We start from the raw sequence: 22,543 nt of genomic DNA, 5'->3' as shown, positions 1-22,543 counted from the left end.
CGAACAACTGCTTAGAAGCTAGCGTTACCCGGTGTACGCGGGAATGGGATCACGTCACGTACGTTTTGCATGCCGGTTACGTAAGCTACAAGACGTTCGAAACCTAGACCGAAACCTGAGTGAGGTACAGTGCCGTAGCGGCGTAGGTCGCGATACCATGCGTAGTCTTCTTTCGATAGTCCCATTTCTTCAAGACGCGCATCGAAAACATCTAATCGTTCTTCACGCTGAGAACCACCGATAATTTCACCGATGCCTGGCGCTAGTACGTCCATTGCTGCAACGGTTTTGCCGTCGTCGTTAATGCGCATATAGAACGCTTTAATATCTTTTGGATAGTTCTGCATGATGATTGGTGCACCAACATGCTCTTCGGCAAGGTAACGTTCGTGCTCAGAAGATAAATCGATACCCCATTCAACAGGGAATTCGAATTCTTTACCGCAGTTTTGCAGAATTTCAATAGCGTCAGTGTAATCCATGCGCACGAAGTCAGAGCTAACTAGCTTTTCTAAACGCTCAACCGCATCTTTCTTGATGCGCTGGGCGAAGAATGCCATATCATCAGGTAGCTCTTCTAATACCGCTTTACACACATACTTCAGCATGTCTTCAGCAAGCTGTGCGACATCTTTCAATTCAGCAAATGCCACTTCAGGCTCAATCATCCAGAACTCGGCAAGGTGACGAGACGTGTTTGAGTTTTCAGCGCGAAACGTAGGTCCGAAGGTGTATACCTTAGACATAGCTGTACAGTAAGTTTCAACGTTAAGCTGACCTGATACGGTTAGGTAGGTTTCTTTACCGAAGAAATCTTCTGAGTAATCAACATTGCCTTTATCGTCTAGCGGAAGGTTCATCATATCAAGGGTTGATACGCGGAACATTTCACCAGCACCTTCTGTATCGCTAGCCGTTAAAATTGGCGTAGAAATCCAATAGTAACCCTTTTCGTGGAAGAAACGGTGTATAGCCTGAGACAAACAGTTACGTACACGAGTTACCGCACCAATAACATTGGTACGTGGGCGCAGGTGTGCGTATTCACGTAGGTATTCAATGCTGTGGCGCTTTGCCGCCATTGGGTAGGTATCAGGGTTTTCAACCAAACCTACGATTTCTACCTCGGTAGCATCAATTTCTAGTGATTGCCCTTGGCCTTGCGATTCTTTCACTGTTCCGGTTACCGACAATGAACAACCAGCAGTAAGGCGCTGGATATCGGCGTAATTTGACAGAGAATTTAGCGCAATAACTTGTACAGGATCGAAGCAACTACCATCGTGTAGTGCAATAAATGATAACCCCGCTTTAGAGTCGCGGCGTGTTCTTACCCAACCCTTAACGGTTACCGATTCGCCAACGGCGTACTTACCTTTAAGCACGTCAACTACGGGCGCATGCGTCATGTTAATTTCTCCGTCTTACTGATCTTATGTTGTTGCTCGAATACGCATCGAGTGTATCAACCCAGTGCATTAAACTATGTATGAAAAATTGCACTAAAATTTGCTTTATGGTCAATGTTTTGGATTGTTGTGCCGATAAGTCTTTAATGTCGGTAAAATGCAATTTGAAGTTGTGGTTAACTTCTATATGTCATTTAAGTATCACGAATTATAGAAAAAAGTATAAATAACGAGATACACCGAACGGAATTTGCTTCGGCGGTGTAAAAATAACCAATGAAATACAATCCAATAGCACGCTAGTATACCCAACATAAAGCGGGATGCCAGAGAACAGAGTGACAAATGGGAAATAAAAATGATTCAGGCACGTCGGTACATAGCCCACAGCAAACGGAGGGGGAATCGCAACGTGCGTCACAATCTTCTGCAACAGGCGATATTGACAGGCGCTCTATGACTTATGAGCAACTAGCTGAACGGCGTTCGACACCGCGCTCAAAAACACCATTTTATAAGGTAATGCTTGGCCTCAATGTGTTCGGCTGGGTGGGAATGGTGGTGGTTCTTATATTGTTTCACTACGCTAGGCCCGACTTCATTAGCGGGGTTCAGCAGTATTGGGGAATAGAAGGGGACTCGTCTTGGTCTGAAAGTCATTTGTCTGCCATGACTATTATGCTGCAGGTATGCTTAATAGTAAGCCTTGTTAGTATTGTCATGCGTGCAAGACGAAACCGTCGACGCACAGACTCTTTCGGCGTAAACCTTATTATTTTGTTTGCTATAGCGGCAATTAGTTTAATTACCCTTGCTACTACGTTGGGTTTATAGCAACGGACAGTAATAAAACTAGAAACCGAAGTAACGGCGGGAAAAACAAAAAAGCTTGGCACCTACGTCAGTAGAACAGCCAAGCTTTTAGTTGTTACCTTCAAATTTTGCTTATACTTTAAAAGTCGCACCTACTTATATAAACGCTGCCTGAATTAGCCAATAGGTATAAGCAGCATAAGCAAGCACAAATGCCCCACCTTCTAAGCGATTAAGGCGACCTTGACGTTTAATACCAATACAGAAAATAAAGAGTGCGACGGTAGAGGCAAACATAACCATAGCGTCACGGTATAAGAACTCAGCCCCTACTGTCATAGGCTGTATCGTCCCTGCAATACCCACAACGGCTAGGGTATTAAACATATTAGAGCCAATAACATTGCCAATTGCTAAATCATGCTCGCCTTTTTTAACGGCCATTAATGACGACGCGAGTTCGGGTAGTGATGTACCAATAGCGATAACGGTAAGGCCGATTATCGTATCGCTTACACCAAAGAAGGTGGCGTATTCAACCGCGCCCCAAACCAGCATCCGAGAGCTTGCAACAAGTAACAGTAGACCTGCAATTAACCACATAACGTGGGTTTTAACGGTGCCCTCGTTACTATTGATTTCCTCATCGTATTCATCGGCAAGGGCGTCTTTATCGCCTTTCATTGCGTGATAGATACTCCATGAAATCAACAGTACAAATAGCCCCAGCAAAGAAAATGCGTCATCTTTGGAAACCGTTAAGTCCCATACCTGCCACACAGCAAAAAAGGTGATGCCCAGTAATACAGGCAATTCTTTTTTGATAATTTCCGATTTAACCGCAATAGGGCTAATGACGGCGGTCAAACCTAAAATTAACAAAATGTTGGCGATATTCGAGCCGTAGGCGTTACCCAGTGCAATGCCCGAGTTACCTTGGTACGCGGCGAAAATAGAAACGATAATTTCAGGAGCGGACGTACCAAACCCAATAATAAGCATACCTATTAGGAGGGGCGATACACCATAGTGATTAGCGACTGATGCGGCACCACCTACAAACTTTCCTGCACTCCAAAGCAGTACGGGTAACCCGATCAAAATAGCCACACTGGCTAGTAACATACTTACTCCTCAAACCATTTGTGTCGTTTTGTCTATCTCTATTTATAGACAAAATTAATAAACAAAAGCTGTATCAATAGATTTAATTGTACATCAGTTTTTATTGTCATTTCGATGAAAAAAAGCCGTGCAGATTGTGCTATGCAAAATTGAAGTTAGGCGTAAACTTCGCGACTAAATAACTGTGTATGCTATTTAAGCACCGCAGTTTACGTTTTAACTTACCTACCATCTTTTAGAAGCGACATTAATGCACAAAACCTTGATTGTTACTGACGATGTTATCCCTTTTCGTAACTCTTCATTAACTGTACTTACTTTTCAAGAATACCTTGCTGAGTTCCCAAAGCTAAACGAACCCAAAACCCGGGTTATTAATATTTGCGATACCACGCGATATTTAAGTGAGGGCTATTACTGTTCGCTGTTGGCTCAGGCTCGTAATCATTCTGTGTTGCCTTCAGTAAATACCATCAATGATTTGCGTATGGCTGAAGAGAAAAGTATCGATCGCATCGCTTTTTCCTTGTCGGTATCTCAAGATAATACTGAAATTACCGATGAGCCTTTATTAGTACTTTTTGGTGAAGTGAAAGATCAGCGCTTTAAGCGCTTAGCTCGCCAAGCGTTTGAAAAATATTCGTATCCGGTATTGGTACTAAGCCTCATGGTTACCGATACCAACGAATTGCCAAAAGCTACGAATAAAGTACACATTGAAGGCTTTGCAACCTTGCAAGCTAAAGCGTTTAAAGATTTAGATGCAGCGCAACAAGCACGCTTTATCGAGCAACTTGAGAAACAGGCAAAAATACAGTGGAAAGCGAGTAAAACGAGCAAGCGCACGCGCTGGGATATGGCGATTTTGGTTAATCCAGAAGAAAGTACGCCTCCTAGTGATGACCGAGCCATTAAAAACTTTGTAAAAGCGGCTGAAAAAGTAGGTTTTCGAGCTAATGTAGTCAGTCGCTTGTCGCAAGAAGAGCTAGGTCACTATGACGCACTATTCATTCGTGAAACGACAGCAATTGACCACCATACCTATCGCCTAGCCCGTGCTGCAGAGCGCGAGGGTATTGTGGTAATGGACGACACGCAGTCAATTTTGCGCTGTTGTAACAAGGTGTACTTGCAAGATGCGTTTGCATACCAAAAAGTGCCTGCGCCAAAAGCGACCTTTGTATCAAGCGCTACTGATGATGTATGCGAAAAACTCATTGCCGACTTTGGCTTGCCGTTGGTATTAAAGCTGCCAGAAAGCTCGTTTTCACGGGGTGTGCATAAAGCTGAAAATAAAGAAGCGTTAAAAGCGCGCTTAGAACAAATGCTAACTGAATCGGCGCTAGTGCTAGTTCAAGAATATATTTTTACTGAGTTTGATTGGCGAATTGGAGTGTTAGGCGGCAAGCCAATTTACGCTTGTCAGTACTTCATGGTGCGCAACCATTGGCAGATATACAACCATCAGGGCGATAGATTCTCCTCGGGTGGATTTACAACAATGCCTACGTTTGAAGTACCTAAGCCGGTATTACAAGCCGCTATTAAAGCCGCAAAAGCAGTGGGCAACGGTCTTTATGGCGTAGATATTAAGCAAACCGGAAATGCGGTTTATGTTATTGAAGTGAACGACAACCCAAGTATCGACTCGGGCGTCGAAGATAAATATTTAGGCAAAGAACTGTACGAATTAATTATGCAGGAATTTGCTGATAGGTTGGAGCAAAGAGGGCGATGATTACATCGGCTGAGCGAGTCATTGAAGTGAATAATGCAAGTCCACAGGAAAGCGCAAATCGTGCATATGGCCTAGCAGAAGACGCGTCGAATACTAAGTCGGCACAAGGTGGCGGTGCGCCTTCAACGCAGTCGAGTGTAGTGCTGCGTGTTGCGACATTAAACGATCTTGCTTCGCTTCAGCATATTGAGCAAACCTGCTTTACAACCGACAGGCTAAGCAAAAGTCGTTTCAAGTTTTACATTGATGCACAGCACGCAGAGCTAATCGTGGCCGAGCGTGCGCCGTTAAATTCAGGCTTGAACCTGGATACAAATAAGCCGGGTTCAAATAACATAGTAGGCTACGGACTGTTACTGCTTCGACGCGGAACACAACTTACCAGACTGTATTCTATTGCGGTGCTGCCCGAAGCGCGAGGGCTTGGCGTTGCTGAAAAGCTTATAAATAGCTTGGGGGAGCGTGCGCTGCTGCGGGGAAAGCGATTTATGCGCCTGGAAGTGGCAGTAAGTAATGCAGGCGCCATTGCTTTATATAAAAAGTTAGGGTTTAGTCAGTTCGGTATGTATACCGATTACTACGACGATCACACTGACGCATTACGTATGCAGAAAGTATTGGTGCCGAGCAAGTCGGTTAAGCCAGAGATTTACCCGTGGTACCAACAAACAACAGATTTTACCTGTGGTCCGTCAGCATTAATGATGGCAATGTGTGCGTTAAACAATCGCTATGAAATGACGCAAGAAAAAGAATTGTCGTTGTGGCGCACAGCTACCACAATATTCATGATGTCAGGGCATGGTGGCTGTCACCCGGTCGGGTTAGCACTAGCTGCAGTAAATGAAGGTTATGCGGCGAAAGTGGTTATTAACCAAGACGTCCCACTTTTTGTTGATGGCGTTAGAGATGCTAATAAGAAAGCGATCGTTGAAAACGTTGAATCTCAGTTTATGGAAGAAGCACGGAAAAAAGGCATTTCCGTTGAGATTTCAGACTGGCGGACTGACGTAATCGACCAAACACTAAAAGCTGGCGGAGCAGTATTATGCCTAATCAGTACATACGCGTTTGATAAGAAAAAAGTGCCACATTGGGTAGCAATTACGAGCTGCGACCCTCACTGCTACTATCTGCACGACCCAGATGCGAGTGAAGGGCAGCCTGTTGAATATCAACACATACCGGTTGCCCGTGAAGACTTTCTAAGGCTTGCCAGCTATGGCACGCGTAAAGTAAGAACATTGGTGCTCCTAAAAAATAAAAAGTAACGCCAATATCGAGCTAAGGTTTGAGGAAAAGTTAAATGCCCCAAGCCTTAGTGATGCACTTGTGTAACGTTAACCTTTCTATTAAGTGTTTTGAGCTGTGTTACCAATTGAGACAGCTCTTTCACCGAACCTGAATAATCAATGTGCTTATTCATTTCTTGGCCTTTTACTGCACTTTGATAAAGCGCTTCACTTTCAAAGCATGCAGTTTTCTTATTTAACGCGTTCCATTCGGCTTCTAGATCGCTTGGGATGCAATGACGTTTTGCAACAATTTTGTCTTTTATTTGCAACACTTTCCCGATCAATAATTGAGCATCTGTAGGCATAATAGTATCTCCTTTGCAATTTACTTGGGTAAGTCACTGATATCTGGGGTTTATGATTTACTAAAAAACGATAAACCAGTTATTCGTATCTCACCGTTAAATAAAGGATTGCATTATTGATGCCACGTTCAATAAAAAGGTGAGAATCCTTTTTATGCGCTTGTAGGTTTGGAAGTACTTTCTCAGCTCTTAAACTGTGCTCTAAGAAAAACAGGGGCAAAGCTTGTTTATAAATTCAAACCGCTGAATAAATAGATTTCGAAAGAGAACTAGAAACAGGGGTTTTGCTCTTGACCGAATTTAAGAAGAGAGATTAACCCCGTAAAATTATCGGGGCTTCGAAGGAAAATATCTTTGTCGAACTTGCTCTAGTTTTAAGCTGGTGGCGTGACTATCGCCATTTATAAAAAACTCATCGATAATTGGCATCACAGCTGAAGCGAAGGTTTCCTCAGCATCACGATCGAAAAATTGTGAAAAACCGTCTGCTTCAGAAAGTGCTGAATAGGCTTCTTTAGTAAGCTGTGAAGACTTTACTTGAGATAGTTTGTGTGGGGACATGATGCCTAATTTTTTGTTCAGCTTGCTTTGAACTTCATAATTAGAAGTAAAGGCTAAAAACTTTTTGGCTAATGAAACGTTTTTAGCACCTTTTGGGATAATCAGCACGTCTATAGGTGCTTCTTCGTATTTGGCTACATTTTCATTCATTTCTGGAAAAGGAAAAAAGCCAATTTTTGATTGTATGCTAGGTCTTATTTCTTGTACCACATAATTTCCTATGAGCGACATACCTACTAGTCCTCTAGACAATAGAGGTAAGCTTTCACGCCATTCTAAGAATTGATGATCTTTAATAAAATATTGGCTTTTCTTTATGTCGCTCAGTATCTCAAGAGTGGCTTTAACCCGTTTATCAGTAAAAGCAATTTCACCTTTTGTCAGCTTCTGTTGAAACTCTAAACCATGCATTCGTAGGTTAAGGTAATCAAACCATGCTGTAGCTGGCCAGTTACTCCTAGTTCCAATAAAAATAGGGGGAAGTTTTTGCGCCTTTATTAGTTCACAGGCGGCTATAAAGTCCTCCCATGTCTTCGGCTCGGATAGAGATAATCTTTCAAACACGTCTTTTGAGTAGTAAAACCCGATTTGGTAATAAGAAACGGGAACAGCGAAGGTGCGGCCTTTGTAGCTGACATTTTGTGTTACGCTCTGATCGAACGCATTGTCTAAATCACGTTCAGCCCACAAGTCATCAATCGGTAAAACTAAATCTTGTTCTACAAAGTTAAACAAGCGTTGACCAGCATGCCAGTATAAAACATCAAAGCGTTTATCATCCGCCAACATTGTCGGGAATGCGCGTTTATACTCTTCGCTACTTAAAGCAGTAAAGTTCACTTCAGCATCGGGGTAACGGGATTCAAAATCGTGCGCTAGGGTATAGAAAGCTTCCCTTTGGGCACTAGTTGACACTGAAACGCCTAAATTTAACTGTTCTGCGTAACTCGCTAACATCATCGTGCAGCAAGTCAGTAAACAAAAAAAGCGTCTTTTCATAGTGCTCCTCAACCAATATGCACCACCTCGCTTCAGTATATTTTACAATACGAAATGGCAGCTACATCTTGAACACTATAGTGAGTTTGTTCCTGTGCCTATTAAACTTTGGTCGTTTTACGAGAAGCGCAATTCTGATTGGCTTACTATTTATAAGAATAGCGTTTGGGCTTGTCTTTGATTTTCTTAACTTGGCAGTAGCAAAAGTGCGGTGTCCAAATTAATAAATTAAGCAAAATAGCGGTAACAAGGCTAAAAATAATTGAGGAAGGGGTTAGCGGTACGGAAGGACTAAAATTGTCGAGTACACGATTTAGCGTTCCGTATTGAGAAGGCGATGCCATAAACACAAGTTTTTCGAAATAGTGGCCGTGCTCAAGTTTTCTCATACCTTGCTCCAGTGTAGTGATCTGGGCAAAGCGACTCGCTTTCATAGACGCATTCTCGCGCACTACCGGCTCACTATTTTTCTGTAAGCTGTCGAGCATAGCTTCCACAGAAGAAAAACCATGTTGTTTAGCGAGTTCAGAAGAACTCGATACTTCATCTCTTAGTGCATCATAGTAGCCGTTTAAATATTGGCGGTAGTGATCAGCTAAAATAGGTACCTGCAGTGTAATAATGAATAAAACTGCAAAGACCACTTTATCAAGAACACGCACTACCATTAAAAAACTCGCTATAAAATAATCAGTATTGTCGACTCATTAGTGACCCGTCTAATCGCTGACTTCTAACTTTCGTTTGTAGAAGTTTTTCAACGCTAGTGACTCTCGACATTGAATTCTTCTCATGTAACAAAAGTAAGTGTTTAGCGTAACAACCTTTCACGCTATTTCAAGGCTGTGTAAATCGCATGGGTTAGCTTACTTAGTTGGTCGGAAGATATGATATAGGGAGGCATAATGTATACCAGTTTACCAAAGGGCCTTATCCACACGCCTTCTTCGACGAAATGACGCTGAATTTCGGCAACATTGACCGGGTTTACTGTCTCAACCACCCCAATAGCGCCCAACACCCTAACATCAGCAACGCGGGGTAAGTCTGCACATTTTGCCAACTCGGTTTGTAATTGTTTCTCAATAGCGGGAATTTGCTGCTGCCAATGGTTCTCATTAATGAGTGATAAACTAGCATTGGCCACTGCACAAGCTAACGGGTTACCCATATAAGTTGGGCCGTGCATAAAAACGCCAGGCTCACCTTGGCAAACCCCTAACGCAACATCTTCGGTACACAAAGTAGCGGCTAACGTCATATAGCCGCCAGTAATCGCCTTGCCCAAGCACAAAATATCAGGCGAGATACCGGCATGTTCACAAGCGAAGAGCTTACCTGTACGACCAAATCCAGTAGCAATCTCATCGCAAATTAACAGTACATCATAGGTGTCACACAGTTGGCGACAACGTTTTAAGTATTCAGGATGGTAAATACGCATGCCACCTGCACCTTGAACGATAGGCTCTAGAATTAACGCAGCCATGGTGTGGTGATGTTTCTCGAAAATCTCTTCAAGCGGAAGAATATCGTCTTCACTAAAGGTTTGACCAAATCGAGTTTGAGGGGCAGGCGCAAAAATTTGTTTGCTTAATACACCCTCAAACAAACTGTGCATACCGTTTACTGGATCGCACACACTCATTGCGGCAAAGGTGTCGCCGTGGTAGCCGTTGCGCGGTGCGACAATGCGCGACTTCTCTGAACGCCCTTGGCACGCCCAATACTGAATTGCCATTTTTATCGCTACTTCAACAGACACAGAGCCAGAGTCAGCTAAAAACACTCGCTCTAAACCAGCTGGAACCATACTGAGTAAAGTTCTACATAAATCCACTGCTGGCTGGTGGGTGATACCGCCAAACATAACGTGAGAAAAAGCACCAATTTGCTTGTGCGCCGCATCGTTGAGTACGGGGTGGTTGTAGCCGTGAATAGCAGCCCACCAGCTAGACATGCCGTCTACTAATACTTCACCGGTAGCCAAGGTGAGCTCAGAGCCCTTTGCACCAACTACTTCGTAACAGGGAAGGGGGTTAACCGCCGAGGTATATGGGTGCCAAATGTGTTGTTTATCAAATTCTATATTGTTCACAAAATAACCATTGGTAAAGGTTTGTAATTGGTCAGAGTTGACAACTCGATATTGGGGCATAGACTAAGCCAGCAATAATAATTAGTAAAGGACAGTCAATGACGCTGGCTAGTGCGCCTTCTGCGCAAACGACAACTATTCGAAGCGATTGGACCAAAGCCGAAGTCGAAGCTTTGTTCGCCATGCCATTTAATGATTTACTGTTTGATGCCCAAGTGGTGCATAGACAGTATTTTAATCCTAACGAAGTGCAGGTTAGCACGCTTTTGTCGATTAAAACCGGTGCATGTCCTGAAGACTGTAAGTACTGCCCGCAAAGTGCTCGGTATGATACGGGGCTTGAAAAAGAGCGCCTGCTAGAAATTGAAAAGGTTATCCAGCGTGCGAAAGAAGCAAAGCAAGTGGGCTCTACCCGTTTTTGTATGGGTGCCGCTTGGCGAAACCCGCGCGACAGAGATATGCCTTACATTTTAAAGATGGTTGAAGAGGTGAAAAGTTTAGGGCTGGAAACCTGTATGACGCTGGGCATGCTAACCCGTGACCAAGCAGTCGCACTTAAACAAGCGGGCTTGGATTACTATAACCATAACTTAGACACTTCACCGGAATACTACGGCGATATTATCACGACACGTACTTACCAAGACCGATTGAATACGTTAGAGAACGTGCGTGCTGCAGGTATGAACGTTTGCTCAGGTGGCATTGTGGGCATGGGAGAAACGGTGAGCGACCGCGCTAGTATGTTGGTGCAATTAGCTAACCTTCCTGAGCAGCCTCAAAGTGTGCCTATTAACATGTTGGTTAAAGTAAAAGGTACGCCACTCGATAGCGTAGAAGACTTGGACTATTTTGAGTTTATCCGCACTATTGCCGTTGCTCGTATCATGATGCCTAAGTCACATGTGCGCTTGTCGGCAGGCCGCGAAGCCATGAATGAGCAAATGCAGGCGCTGTGTTTTATGGCAGGCGCGAATTCCATTTTCTATGGCTGCAAGCTGTTAACTACGTCAAATCCAGATACCCATGAAGATGTTATGCTGTTCAAAAAGCTTGGTATTAATACTGAGCGTACAAGAGATTACTCAGACGAAGCACATCAACAAGTGTTAGAAGAAGAAATTGCCCAGCAGCAAGAACAAGCCGACGACAGTAACGACTTGTTTATTGATGCAACCAAGCCTAAGGTAGCGCCAAAGAAACAGCAATTAACGGAGGCGTAATGGCCTTTCACTGGTTAGACGATTCGCTGAGCGCACGTGCTGAGCAAGGCTTGCTGCGCCAGCGCAACTGCCAACAATACGAAAAAGACAGCATTATTTGCATTAACGGTGAGCACTACCTTAATTTTTCGAGCAACGATTATTTAGGCATGCGCCAGCATGAAGGCGTATTGCAAAGTTGGGTTGAAGGATTGGCGCAATTTGGTGGGGGCAGCGGCGCATCGCCTTTGGTAACTGGGCACACACAGGCTCATTTAGCGCTTGAAGCTTACATTGCCGATGGTTTAAACCGTGAAGCAGCACTGTTGTTTAACTCTGGTTTTGCAGCTAACCAAGCTTTGTGCATGGCACTTTTCCCTCATATGTCTCACGCTAGCAGTAGCGGGGCACCTGGGCACATTATTGCTGACAAGCTCATGCATGCGTCGTTTTTAGAAGGGGCGCAGTGTGTAAACGAGCGCGCTAAGCTTCGCCGCTTTAAGCATAACGATCTTAACCATTTAGAAAGCGTGCTTTCAGGTATTTGTAATACCCCTTTGCTTGCTGCGGATGAGCATAGCGAAATTGATGCTAACGCTAATTTTAAATCAAGCCACCAAGATATTCTTATTGCCAGCGAAGGCGTGTTTAGCATGGACGGTGATGCTGCGCCTTGCAAAGATATGGCCGATATCGCCGCGAAATATAATGCATGGTTTATGTTAGACGATGCACATGGCATGGGAGTTTTAGGCGAAAATGGTTTTGGTACTGTAGAAGCACTTAACTTAAGCCAGCAACAGGTTCCGGTTGTTATGGGAACCTTCGGCAAAGCGGTAGGCACAGCAGGCGCATTTATTGCCGGAAGCCAAACCCTTATCGATTATCTGGTGAATTTTTCTAAGCACTATATGTATTCCACCGCCATGCCCCCAGCGCAAGCGGTGGCAACCTTATATTCACTAACCCATATCGCCAGTGATACCGCTCGTCGCGAGTTGCTTATCAACAATATTTCCTATTTCAGAGAGGCGTTCCAAAAACGTTTTGGACAGACACTCGATGCGCAAAAACGTTTTGGACAGACACTCGATGCGAACAAGGTAAGCGATGATGCAGGCCATATCGAATTGGGAGCTATCACCTTAGGAGCCTCGCAAAGCGCTATTCAGCCCGTTATTGTCGGCAGTCCCGAGCGTGCCGTTGCGTTAAGTGAAGGTTTAAAACAACGGGGGATTTGGGCAGCCGCTATCCGGCAACCTACCGTACCGAAAAACCAAGACAGGCTGCGCATAACCTTAACCGCAAATCATACGACTCAAGATATCGATGTGTTAATGGATGCGCTTGAATTGTCGCTCAATGGTTTGAAGGAACTATCGCGCGATGGGTTAAGTGAGCCTTCTGCGAAAAGGGAAGCATAAAGTACGATGAATGCCGTAACCGCCCTAAATTCCTCAAACCAGAAAGAGATGTAAAAATGTCGGCAAGCCCAGCTGCGAAATCAGCGTCATTGACAGAGCCCTTGAAACCTTTTGAAGGTAAGGCGGCAAGTGATACAGCAAAAGTGCTTCCTAATAATGAAGACGCTTTCGTAGCAAAGTTTTGTAATTCCACTGTTGCCGAATTAGCCGACGGTACCGGCAACGCTAGCAAAGCGGTTACTGCGCAAACTATCGACGAGCAGAGCATCGCACACCGTTTCTCAAAAGCGGCAGTAAAGTACGACAGTATTGCGTGTATTCAGCGTAATATTGCCGAGCAGGGGTTAGCAAACTTGCCAAAGGCTTTGCGGGGCGAAGCCCTCGATATAGGCTGTGGAACGGGTATTCATACACAGGCAATGTTAAAAAAAGGTGCTGTTGCAACTGGAGTAGACATTGCTGAGGGTATGTTGGCGCAGGCACGAAAAAAGTACTCTGACCCCATTTTCGTAGAAGGTAGTGCTGTTGATTTACCTTTCTCGAAAAATACGTTTTCAACGGTGTTTTCGTCCATGGCGCTACAGTGGGCGAGTGACACAAACCTTGTTGCTAGCGAGGTAGCGCGCGTGCTTAAACAGGATGGTATCGCTGAGCTGGCTATTATGGTGTCGGGCTCTTTTGGTGAACTTAGAACGGCCCGCAAAGTGGCGCAGCTCCCTCAAGCAGAAACTCATTTGCCGGCAACCGCGCAGTGGGTAAGCGGGTTTAAGCAATCAGGGCTCCGCTTACAACGAGTTATTACCAAAGACTATATTGATATTCACCAAGATATTATGTCGCTACTGCACTCGGTGAAAGGTGTAGGGGCGGGTGAGACTGGCCGAAAACAGCCTCCGCTTACCCGTCGAGATATTAAAAAATTAGCCATGGCTTATAGCAATATAAGTGGTGTAGAAAGTAAGTTACCGCTTACCTACCGCGTGAGTCATTTTAGATTGGAAAAACGATGAAGCAGTATTTCGTTACCGGTACCGACACAGAGGTCGGGAAAACCTATGTCACTTGCCAATTACTAAAAGCAGCGCAAAAAGCATCGCTTACCGGCATCGGCTATAAACCTATTGCAGCTGGTTGTGAGCAGGTTAACGGTGAGTGGGTTAACGAAGATGCGCTAAATATACAAAAAGCATGCTCCAAAATACGCGAAAACAAAGCCATTAAAGCTATAGATAATAGCGAGCTAAAAAGCGCAAGCGAAGAAAATGGACAGACACTTCCTTTACATCAAATAAACCCTATCGCATTAAGGCCGCCTATTGCGCCACATATTGCTGCACTTGAAGAAGGTGTGGCGTTAAGCTTTGAAAAAATTGCGCAAGGCCTTGATAAACTGCAAGCTTATCAGCCAGATCTATTGTTGATGGAAGGTGCAGGAGGGTGGCGATTGCCCCTAATCGTGGGCGATGAGTATACGCCTACGTATTATCTATCCGATGTTGTAAAAGTGCTCAATATGGACGTAATTTTCGTTGTGGGTATGCGTCTAGGCTGCTTAAACCATGCGCTATTAACCGCAGAAGCGATACGCGCAGATGGGCTAAACATCAAAGGGTGGGTAGCCAACGACATCACAGGTAACATGACGCGATACCAGGAAAACCTGCATTCTCTAAAAGCCATGTTACCCGAGCCGCTGCTGGCAGAAATTCCCTACCAGCGTGAGCCAGATGAAGAGGCGCTATTCGCCGCTATCAAGCAAATAAGATAAATCATCACCTGAATTAATTGGCTTTTTTTCTCCACCTAAAAAGATGAAGCCGTCTTTTTCACCGACTAAAGTAAGTTGGTTATCACAAAGACGTAACGCCGTGCCTTCACGGATAGCCACTACCGGCGTGGTTGGGTTTAGCGTTGTAAACTCGGCCAATCGCTGATCGCGGGTTTCACCGTTATGGCCAGGAGGCTGATAATCGGTGTAGTGCGGGTTCAACTGGAACGGCACGATATCTAGCGCATCAAAACTAGGCGGCTCAATGATAGGCATGTCATTAGTGGTTCTAATTGATTCGCCACAGATATTCGAGCCCGCGCTCCATCCAATATAAGGCGTGCAATCGGCAATGGCGTGCTTTATTGGCACAATAAGCGCATTGGCATATAGTGTTGAAAGCAGGTGAAAGGTGTTTCCTCCACCTACCACAATAGCTTGGCCATTTTTCTTCGCATTGTTTACGGCGGCCACGGGGTCTTCTACCGTGTGTAGCCCAGTAACATTGCACTCTGGCAGGGCAGTAGCAACAGCTTCTACATAGCTGTCGTACGTTTGAGTTACAGCGGCGTAAGGAACAAATAGGAGGTCGCGAATTTCGCCTAAGTGTGCAAAAATAAGTTCTCTAGCGTGCTCTAGGTAAGCCTCGTCGCCTTGACGAGAGCTACTTAGCATAAGTACATGTGCGGTCATACTAACTCCACAATTTTTCTGACGGCGTATCATACGCGAAACTGGGCACAAAGTTTAGTCGCGCTCCGTCACTGCGTTTAAATAGGATTTTGAATGAAACAATCTACATCGGTGTTGTTCGTGTGTTTGGGTAATATTTGCCGTTCTCCAACCGCAGAAGCCGTGTTCAAGCACAAAGCTGCACAAGCCGGGTTAAATATTGAAATTGATTCTGCGGGAACCCATGGTTACCACATTGGGAAACCAGCAGATAAACGTTCACAGGCGGCTGGGGTCGACAGAGGTTACAGCTTCAAGGGGCTTAAATGTCGCCGTGTTGATGACAGTGATTTTGAGCACTTCGACTATATTTTAGCTATGGATAATAGCAACTTGGCAAATTTACATGGTATGTCGCCAAGCCAGTACCAGGATAAAATTAAGCTCTTTTTGGACTTTGCAAATGTGGAAGACAAAGAAGTGCCTGACCCATACTACGGAGGGAAGCGCGGCTTTGAGTTGGTGTTAGACTTAATTGAAGAAGCATCGGACGGTTTGATTGCGCACATTAAGCAAACCCAACAACTATAATCAGAAGCTTTATCCACAAGCCAAAACGGAGAAGCGGCATTGCAAGCCAAACCGAGCCCCCATATTGATAAGCGATTTTGAGAACCGATTTTGAGAACCGATTTTGAGAGCCATAGAAACTAAACGCACAGCCCTTTCTTTGGTTGTAATAACGCTACTTTGTTTGTTAGCCGTTGGCGTGGTGGGTGTCATTGGAGTGACAGGGTTTGCTAACACGGCTGCTGACTTAAAGCAGCATATTATCGTTCAGCTTCAAATACCGCTTATACTTACCGCATGCTTAGTAGGGGCGGCGCTTTCCGTAAGTGGCGCAACCTTACAGGTGGTACTTCGAAACCCGCTAGCCGACCCGGGGATCATAGGTATCACCAGCGGAGCGAGTTTAGTTGCCGCACTATTGCTACTGTTAACGCCGCAATGGGCTACAGCCTACCTGCATTACTTACTGCCTTTTGGGTGCTTTGTGGGTGCATTGTTATCAACTTTTGTTATTTACCGTTTAGCTAGAAAATTGCTGGGCTCCTCCACTGCTGTAATTCTTGCTGGTATTGCTATATCGACTCTTAGTGGGGCTGTTATTGCCTGGCTTTATATGTTCAGCGACGCTAATGCCCTTCGCAACCTCACTTTTTGGCTAATGGGCAGCTTATATCAAACTAACTGGTTAATTTTATCAGTTGGAGGCCCGCTGATAGTTATAGCTATAGGTTTACAGCTTTTTTTCGCAGGTGATTTGAACAAGCTTTATGCCGGTGAACTTGCGGCAAAAAGTAGCGGTGTGGACGTGGAAAAACTAACCGAACGTGCCCTCATCGTTTGCGCTATCGCAGTGGGGACGGCGGTGTCGATGGCGGGGTCTATCGCGTTTGTAGGCTTACTCGTACCTCATATTTTGCGTTTGATCATTGGGCATAACAATCGCCATTTATTGCCCTTAAGTGCACTAAGTGGTGCCAGTCTTTTAATGCTGGTAGCGCTAAGCTCTGAAATGACTCGCGCTATTACACTCCCTGTCTCTATGGTTACAGCAACCTTAGGTGGTCCGCTACTTATTTGGGCCCTGGCAAAAGGCCAGCTTAAAGGCTGATGAAATGACGACACCGAATCCTTTTACGCCAAAGCAACCTGATTCTCATAGTGAAGAAAATTCAAGCACAAATGAATGTCATGCGGTTAGTTACAACAGAACGCCTTGCATCAACAGTAGCGAAAAAGCTTCGGATGACCCAATGATTTTAAGCCTACAAAACGTAAGCATTGGGTCACGGCTGAGGGTGGAAGGATTAAGCGCGAAAAAGGGCGAATGTATTCATATCATAGGGCCAAACGGGGCAGGGAAGTCAACGCTGCTACTCACCCTTGCGGGTCTTATTGAAGCTGATGAAGGTAAGGTGATGCTGCATGGCAAACCAATGGATAGTTGGTCTATTGCTACGCTTGCCAGCGTACGTACTTTATTAGCTCAGCAAAGTGAAAGTGGTTTTCACCTTTCAGTTAAGGAATACTTAAGTTTTTATACAGTAGAAAACCAGTCTTCGCTCATTCCTCCGGTTTTAGAAAAGGCCCTTGAAGTGTCAGGCTTTTTAAACAAAATCCTTACCCAGCTTTCTGGCGGCGAGCGGCAGCGGGTAGAAATTTGTCGAGCGCTCTTACAAATTTGGCCCCAGTTAGAGCGGGGTGAGGGGATAGCGTTTTTAGATGAGCCTCTGCAAGGACTTGACATTAGGCATCAATACGCATTGGCTAGCTTGGTGAAATTCCTTTGTGGTAAAGGAAATACGATACTCATGACGTCTCACGATATCGCACTGAGCGCAAATTACTGCGATAGTCTATGGTTAATGCAGAAGGGTGGTATTGTAGCATTGGGTGAGCCGAAAGATGTAGCAACTCAGGCAAACCTTGAGAAGGTATTTGAATGCCATTTTGCTATAAGCAAGCACGATAACTTTCTAGAAATTCAAGTTTGCGCACCTATTTCCTTAGAATAAATGTGGTAAAGTGCCACCACATTTTTTAGATTCATATTTTCACATTAGGCTGATTATAAAAATGCGCTACAGGCATACTGTGAAGCGCGCTACAGTCTTATTATTCGAAGCATTAAGTTTCAATAACTTTTTTCAGTAAAACGTTTGCCCTACGTTTTTTTATTCAGGAGAACACCGTTGAGTAATTGGCAAGTAGACAGTTGGAGAAATAAACCTATTCTTCAGCAACCAGAGTACGATGACAAAGTACGTTTAAATGAAGTAGAGCAAACACTAAGTTCTTATCCTCCACTCGTATTCGCTGCTGAAGCCCGCGAACTTAGACGTCAGCTAGGTGAAGTGAGCCTGGGTAAAGGCTTTCTTTTACAAGGCGGCGACTGCGCTGAGTCGTTTGACGAGTTTAACGCACCTAAAATTCGCGATACCTTTAAAGTTATTCTGCAAATGGCCATTGTGCTTACCTTTGCTGGCCGCTGCCCGGTGACTAAGGTTGCCCGCATGGCTGGGCAGTATGCTAAGCCGCGTTCATCAGATTTTGAAACCCGTGGTGACGTGACGTTGCCAAGCTATCGCGGTGATATTATTAATAACTTTGAGTTTACTGAAGCAGCACGTCGACCTGACCCTGATCGCTTGTTAGAAGCGTACCACCGCAGTGCTTCAACCTTGAACCTTCTTCGCGCATTTGCGCAAGGTGGTTTGGCCGACCTTCACGAAGTGAACCGTTGGAACATGGCGTTTGTTGAAAACAGCCCGCTTAAAGAGCGTTATTCTGATATGGCCAACCGTATTCAAGACACCCTTGAGTTTATGGATGTTATTGGCATTAACGCACAAACTAGCTCTACGCTACATGAAACCTCGCTGTTTACGTCGCACGAAGCCTTGCTATTAAACTACGAACAGGCGCTTACGCGTATCGATACCCTTACCGGCAAGCCTTACGACTGTTCCGCGCATATGGTGTGGATTGGTGAACGTACTCGTCAACTTGATCATGCGCACGTGGAGTTTTTCCGAGGCATTCACAACCCAATTGGTGTGAAAGTGGGGCCGAGCATGCAGGAAGACGAGCTTATTCGTTTAATTGATGCGCTTAACCCGCTAAACGATCCGGGTCGATTAACGCTTATTACTCGCATGGGAGCTGATAACTTAGCTGACAACCTGCCACGACTACTGCGCAAAGTAAAAGCGGAAGGCAGACATGTTGTGTGGAGTTCTGACCCGATGCACGGCAACACGTTCTCGGCGTCTAGCGGCTACAAAACTCGAAACTTCGATGCAATTTTGAAAGAAATTAAACAGTTCTTCCAAGCGCATGAAGCAGAAGGTACTCACGCTGGTGGTATTCACCTTGAAATGACCGGCCAGCATGTAACAGAATGTACTGGTGGTGCTTACCAGATTAGCGATGATGATTTAGCTCAGGCGTATAAGACACAATGTGATCCGCGCCTAAATGCAGACCAGGTGCTTGAAATGGCATTCTTGGTGGCAGACCATTTGCGTAATGCGTAATGCGTAATGCGTAATGCGTAATGCGTAATGCGTAATGCGTAATGCGTAATGCGTAATGCGTAAATAGCAGTAAAACTTACAAACGGGTAGCGTGACAAACGCTGCCCGTTTTTTTATAGCAGCTGTTCTCTTTCTTCTTCACTTAAAATTCCGGTGAAGATGGTTTCTCTTCTTAAATTAGCGGTGCGCTCGTCATCGGCTAACAATAACGCTTTAAATACATCGGGTTCATTGCGTGCTTCTATAATACTCTTCCATAGCAGGTAGCTACCATAACGCATCATTTTGTTTTGATATCGGGTTTCTAAAGTGTGTTCGGCTTGCTCAAAAAGCTCGGGGTGCGATATCAATTTTTCAGCTATGGCGCTGTGAATTTTTTTGATACGTTCGTTTACGTCACTTCGACGTTGTTTTCTGGGTCTTGCGAACATAAATCTTCTTGCTGTTTTGGTGTGCCTATTACGGGGAAATTTAAGTAAAAATACGACGTTGAATTATCTATTTATAGCGCTTTTTATCTTACCTTTTGTCTTATTTAAGTGGGTAAACCAACCACAAAGGCAGGGAGTAACAGAACTTAAGATTGTTATCACCATCGATGTAAGTAGGCTATCTGTATGAAAACTTAAGCAATAAGGCAATGCTCGTTATAAAGCGGTTATCGTCATGAGACAGTTGTTAGTCATCATCTAAAAGAGGCTCTACTACAGATTCTAAGCCGTTTAACTTTATTTCATACATTAAAGCGAGCTGCTCACCTAACTTGTTTTCCGGAAAGCCCTGTTTGTGAAACCAAACCAGGTAAGGCTCAGGTAAATGGAAGAGCCGTCTTCCGGCATATTTTCCGAACGGCATTACTTGATTAATGGCGGCTTTTATAAGCGTTGGGTCCATCTATTAACTACCTTTTACATCTGTATCTGTATCTTCATCTTCACGCTGTTGAGCTTGCCATAGGGTTGCGTATTCACCGCCTTGTTCCAGCAAGTAAGTGTGTGTCCCTTCCTCTACTATAGTACCGTTTTTTAGTACGAGGATCTTGTCGGCATCGACAATAGTGGACAGTCTATGGGCTATCACCAAGCTAGTATGCCCCTTGGCTGCATCGCGAAGGGCTGACAAAATTGCTCTTTCTGACGTGCTGTCTAATGAGCTGGTGGCTTCGTCGAAAATCATAATGGGCGCACCTTTAAGTAAGGCTCGTGCGATAGATACGCGTTGCTTCTCGCCGCCAGAAAGCTTTAGTCCTCGCTCACCTACGGTTGTTTCTAGCTTATCAGGCAAGCTTTCTACAAAGGTTTCAAGGTGTGCAAGCTTAATCACTTGTTTAATATCTTCATCGCTGGCATCGGGGTTACCGTAGCGAATGTTTTCTAGCAATGTCGTGTTAAACAATACCGTGTCCTGGGGGACTATACCGATATGTGAACGCAGACTTTGTTGCGTAAGCGAGGCAATATTATTTCCGTCTATGGTAATGCTGCCCTGTTGAGGGTCGTAAAAACGGAAAAGCAACTTCATTAGCGTAGATTTTCCCGCGCCGCTTTCACCGACTACGGCTACCTTGGCGCCAGGCGGGACGTCAAAGCTCAACCCGTTTAATATTTTCCTATTTTCGTTATAGGCGAAATGTACATTATCAAAGCGTAATGCTGGGTTGGCGCAGGTTAATTCGGTGGCGTTGTCTGCATCTTTGATAGCTGGAGCTTGGGATAGAAGGTCGAATAATTTATCGATATTGGCAAGGCTGCCACGAATTTCACGGTATACAAAACCCAAAAAGTTCAAAGGCATGAAAATCTGCATAGTGAAAGCGTTGATAAGTACAAAGTCGCCAATGGTCATTTCGCCATTCATAACCCCAAAGGCAGCGTTTGCCATCATTGAAGTCATAGCAATGGCAATGATAGCGGCTTGTCCACCGTTTAATGCAAATAGCGATAAGCGGTTCTTCCGTCGCGCCTTTTCCCAAGCGGCCAAGTCTGTATCGTACCGGTTGGCCTCAAAGGATTCGTTATTGAAATATTTTACAGTCTCAAAATTAAGCAGGCTGTCTACCGCCCTTGAGTTAGTGGTTGAGTCTGCTTCATTCATCTGTGTGACAAAACGTGTGCGCCAGTCGGTGGCTTTCATCGAAAAACCAATATAGGCCACAACGCTGAGCACAATTATCAGCGCGAAAGATACGCCAAACTGAAATAAGAGCAAGCCAACTACAAGAGCGATCTCTAACAGAGTAGGGACAATATTAAACACCATAAAGCGCATTAAAAAGCTGACGCCGTTGGTGCCGCGCTCGATATCTCGCGACAATCCGCCTGTTCGTCGATTCAGATGAAAGCCTAAGTCTAGATTGTGTAGATGCTTGAAAACCTTAAGCCCCAGACGGCGCATGGCGCGCTCAGTAACGCGACCGAATAGCGTATCTCGCACTTCGCCGAGTAAAACATTCAGTAAGCGCAGCGTTCCATAGGCAACGATTAAGCTAATAGGAACCGCCAAAGCTAGCGTGGTTAAATCGCCATTTAAGCTATCAACGGTGTACTTCAGCACGTAGGGCAGGCCAATGCTGGCAAGCTTCGCTGCTACTAGGCACATCAGGGCTAAAAATACGCGTTGCTTAAACTCGAGAAGATAAGGCCAAAGCTGTGAGAGAACGTGCCATTTAACAGGTTCGTCGACATTGGTAGGAAAACGGTTTTTTCTCATTTTATAGTGTGCTTTATTGTTTGGTTTACTGTACTAAGAGCGGGAAGGTTTAGAAAATAATTTGGCGTAAACCTTTTATTAGGAATTGAACAAGCTTGCCCATATATAATTATTCTCGCCTTTTGTGATACGTTTTGAAATAGGCTAGAGATTAAAATGGTCTTATTTATAGCAACGAATGTGTTTAATTTTAATTTCACCCCGCGTACACTAAGGTAGTTTAATTTAGTTACCTTGTAGTTTACTCAATGACTTGCTGGGTTTTGTAACTTAAAAAACCTGTGTAGCGATCCATAAAGTAGCAAAGGATTAAGGAGTTGTT

Annotated in this window: 21 protein-coding genes; 11 read left to right on the top strand and 10 right to left on the bottom strand. The window is 44.6% G+C overall.

All coding sequences use genetic code 11. The features are described from left to right. Positions 1-11: 11 nt before the first annotated feature. Positions 12-1,409, bottom strand: a complete 1,398-nt coding sequence (asnS, locus tag ACXACS_RS15185) for an asparagine--tRNA ligase (protein ID WP_474807805.1) — start codon at positions 1,407-1,409, stop codon at positions 12-14. Positions 1,410-1,865: 456 nt separating this feature from the next. Between asnS and ACXACS_RS15180 the strand changes: the two genes are divergently transcribed. Next, positions 1,866-2,243, top strand: coding sequence for a hypothetical protein (locus ACXACS_RS15180; RefSeq protein ID WP_474809298.1), 378 nt, complete (start codon positions 1,866-1,868; stop codon positions 2,241-2,243). A gap of 135 nt (positions 2,244-2,378) precedes the next feature. On the opposite strand, the gene ACXACS_RS15175 is transcribed toward ACXACS_RS15180, so the two are convergent. After that, positions 2,379-3,347 (bottom strand): calcium/sodium antiporter, encoded by a 969-nt coding sequence (locus ACXACS_RS15175; protein WP_474807803.1) that lies wholly within the window; start codon positions 3,345-3,347, stop codon positions 2,379-2,381. A gap of 250 nt (positions 3,348-3,597) precedes the next feature. Between ACXACS_RS15175 and ACXACS_RS15170 the strand changes: the two genes are divergently transcribed. Together ACXACS_RS15170 and ACXACS_RS15165 are read left to right on the top strand one after the other, a co-directional pair. Then, positions 3,598-5,085: a RimK family protein gene (locus ACXACS_RS15170; RefSeq protein WP_474807801.1), complete on the top strand. Its 1,488-nt coding sequence runs from the start codon at positions 3,598-3,600 to the stop codon at positions 5,083-5,085. Beyond that, entirely contained in the window at positions 5,082-6,356 is a 1,275-nt protein-coding gene (locus ACXACS_RS15165) for a GNAT family N-acetyltransferase/peptidase C39 family protein (RefSeq protein ID WP_474807800.1), read from the top strand. The genes ACXACS_RS15170 and ACXACS_RS15165 overlap by 4 nt, the downstream gene beginning before the upstream one ends. Positions 6,357-6,403: 47 nt before the next feature. Here the strand turns inward: ACXACS_RS15165 and ACXACS_RS15160 are convergent, their stop codons facing one another. The 4 genes from ACXACS_RS15160 to bioA form a co-directional block, all read right to left on the bottom strand. After that, positions 6,404-6,685: a hypothetical protein gene (locus tag ACXACS_RS15160; protein WP_474807798.1), complete on the bottom strand. Its 282-nt coding sequence runs from the start codon at positions 6,683-6,685 to the stop codon at positions 6,404-6,406. Positions 6,686-7,012: 327 nt separating this feature from the next. Continuing rightward, positions 7,013-8,203: an ABC transporter substrate-binding protein gene (locus ACXACS_RS15155; protein WP_474809296.1), complete on the bottom strand. Its 1,191-nt coding sequence runs from the start codon at positions 8,201-8,203 to the stop codon at positions 7,013-7,015. 188 nt (positions 8,204-8,391) lie between these two features. Then, positions 8,392-8,913 (bottom strand): DUF2937 family protein, encoded by a 522-nt coding sequence (locus ACXACS_RS15150; protein ID WP_474807796.1) that lies wholly within the window; start codon positions 8,911-8,913, stop codon positions 8,392-8,394. Between the two features lie 164 nt (positions 8,914-9,077). Beyond that, positions 9,078-10,343, bottom strand: a complete 1,266-nt coding sequence (bioA, locus tag ACXACS_RS15145; protein WP_474809294.1) for an adenosylmethionine--8-amino-7-oxononanoate transaminase — start codon at positions 10,341-10,343, stop codon at positions 9,078-9,080. Positions 10,344-10,441: 98 nt separating this feature from the next. On the opposite strand from bioA, the gene bioB reads away from it, so the two are divergent. The 4 genes from bioB to bioD are packed head-to-tail and all read left to right on the top strand — an operon-like array spanning position 10,442 to position 14,737. Continuing rightward, positions 10,442-11,566, top strand: a complete 1,125-nt coding sequence (gene bioB, locus ACXACS_RS15140; protein ID WP_474807795.1) for a biotin synthase BioB — start codon at positions 10,442-10,444, stop codon at positions 11,564-11,566. Then, positions 11,566-12,969, top strand: a complete 1,404-nt coding sequence (locus tag ACXACS_RS15135) for an aminotransferase class I/II-fold pyridoxal phosphate-dependent enzyme (RefSeq protein ID WP_474807793.1) — start codon at positions 11,566-11,568, stop codon at positions 12,967-12,969. The genes bioB and ACXACS_RS15135 overlap by 1 nt, the downstream gene beginning before the upstream one ends. 56 nt (positions 12,970-13,025) lie before the next feature. Further along, entirely contained in the window at positions 13,026-13,979 is a 954-nt protein-coding gene (locus ACXACS_RS15130; protein WP_474807791.1) for a methyltransferase domain-containing protein, read from the top strand. After that, entirely contained in the window at positions 13,976-14,737 is a 762-nt protein-coding gene (gene bioD, locus ACXACS_RS15125; RefSeq protein WP_474807789.1) for a dethiobiotin synthase, read from the top strand. The genes ACXACS_RS15130 and bioD overlap by 4 nt, the downstream gene beginning before the upstream one ends. Here the strand turns inward: bioD and pepE are convergent. After that, positions 14,708-15,430, bottom strand: coding sequence for a dipeptidase PepE (pepE, locus tag ACXACS_RS15120; RefSeq protein WP_474807787.1), 723 nt, complete (start codon positions 15,428-15,430; stop codon positions 14,708-14,710). The two genes, bioD and pepE, sit on opposite strands and share 30 nt — an antisense overlap. A 93-nt stretch (positions 15,431-15,523) precedes the next feature. Here pepE and ACXACS_RS15115 point away from each other — a divergent pair, with 93 nt between their 5' ends. The 4 genes from ACXACS_RS15115 (at position 15,524) to ACXACS_RS15100 (ending at position 19,512) form a co-directional block, all read left to right on the top strand. Then, the gene (locus ACXACS_RS15115) at positions 15,524-16,000 is read left to right on the top strand and encodes a low molecular weight protein-tyrosine-phosphatase (protein WP_474807785.1); all 477 of its coding nucleotides are present in this window, start codon (positions 15,524-15,526) and stop codon (positions 15,998-16,000) included. 139 nt (positions 16,001-16,139) lie between these two features. Beyond that, on the top strand, positions 16,140-17,087 hold the full coding sequence (locus ACXACS_RS15110) for a FecCD family ABC transporter permease (protein ID WP_474809292.1): 948 nt from the start codon (positions 16,140-16,142) through the stop codon (positions 17,085-17,087). 142 nt (positions 17,088-17,229) lie between these two features. After that, on the top strand, positions 17,230-17,991 hold the full coding sequence (locus ACXACS_RS15105; protein WP_474809290.1) for an ATP-binding cassette domain-containing protein: 762 nt from the start codon (positions 17,230-17,232) through the stop codon (positions 17,989-17,991). Between the two features lie 177 nt (positions 17,992-18,168). After that, positions 18,169-19,512 (top strand): class II 3-deoxy-7-phosphoheptulonate synthase, encoded by a 1,344-nt coding sequence (locus ACXACS_RS15100; protein ID WP_474807783.1) that lies wholly within the window; start codon positions 18,169-18,171, stop codon positions 19,510-19,512. Positions 19,513-19,625: 113 nt separating this feature from the next. Here the strand turns inward: ACXACS_RS15100 and ACXACS_RS15095 are convergent, their stop codons facing one another. The 3 genes from ACXACS_RS15095 to ACXACS_RS15085 form a co-directional block, all read right to left on the bottom strand. After that, complete coding sequence (locus ACXACS_RS15095) at positions 19,626-19,943, bottom strand: hypothetical protein (protein ID WP_474807781.1); 318 nt, start codon at positions 19,941-19,943, stop codon at positions 19,626-19,628. A 247-nt stretch (positions 19,944-20,190) separates the two neighbouring features. Then, on the bottom strand, positions 20,191-20,406 hold the full coding sequence (locus tag ACXACS_RS15090) for a DUF3820 family protein (RefSeq protein WP_025254677.1): 216 nt from the start codon (positions 20,404-20,406) through the stop codon (positions 20,191-20,193). Positions 20,407-20,409: 3 nt separating this feature from the next. Next, positions 20,410-22,221, bottom strand: coding sequence for an ABCB family ABC transporter ATP-binding protein/permease (locus ACXACS_RS15085; RefSeq protein ID WP_474807779.1), 1,812 nt, complete (start codon positions 22,219-22,221; stop codon positions 20,410-20,412). Positions 22,222-22,543: the final 322 nt, after the last annotated feature.

The organism is Alteromonas sp. AWM4_230 (assembly GCF_056158305.1).
This window is presented reverse-complemented; position numbering and strand designations above follow the sequence as displayed.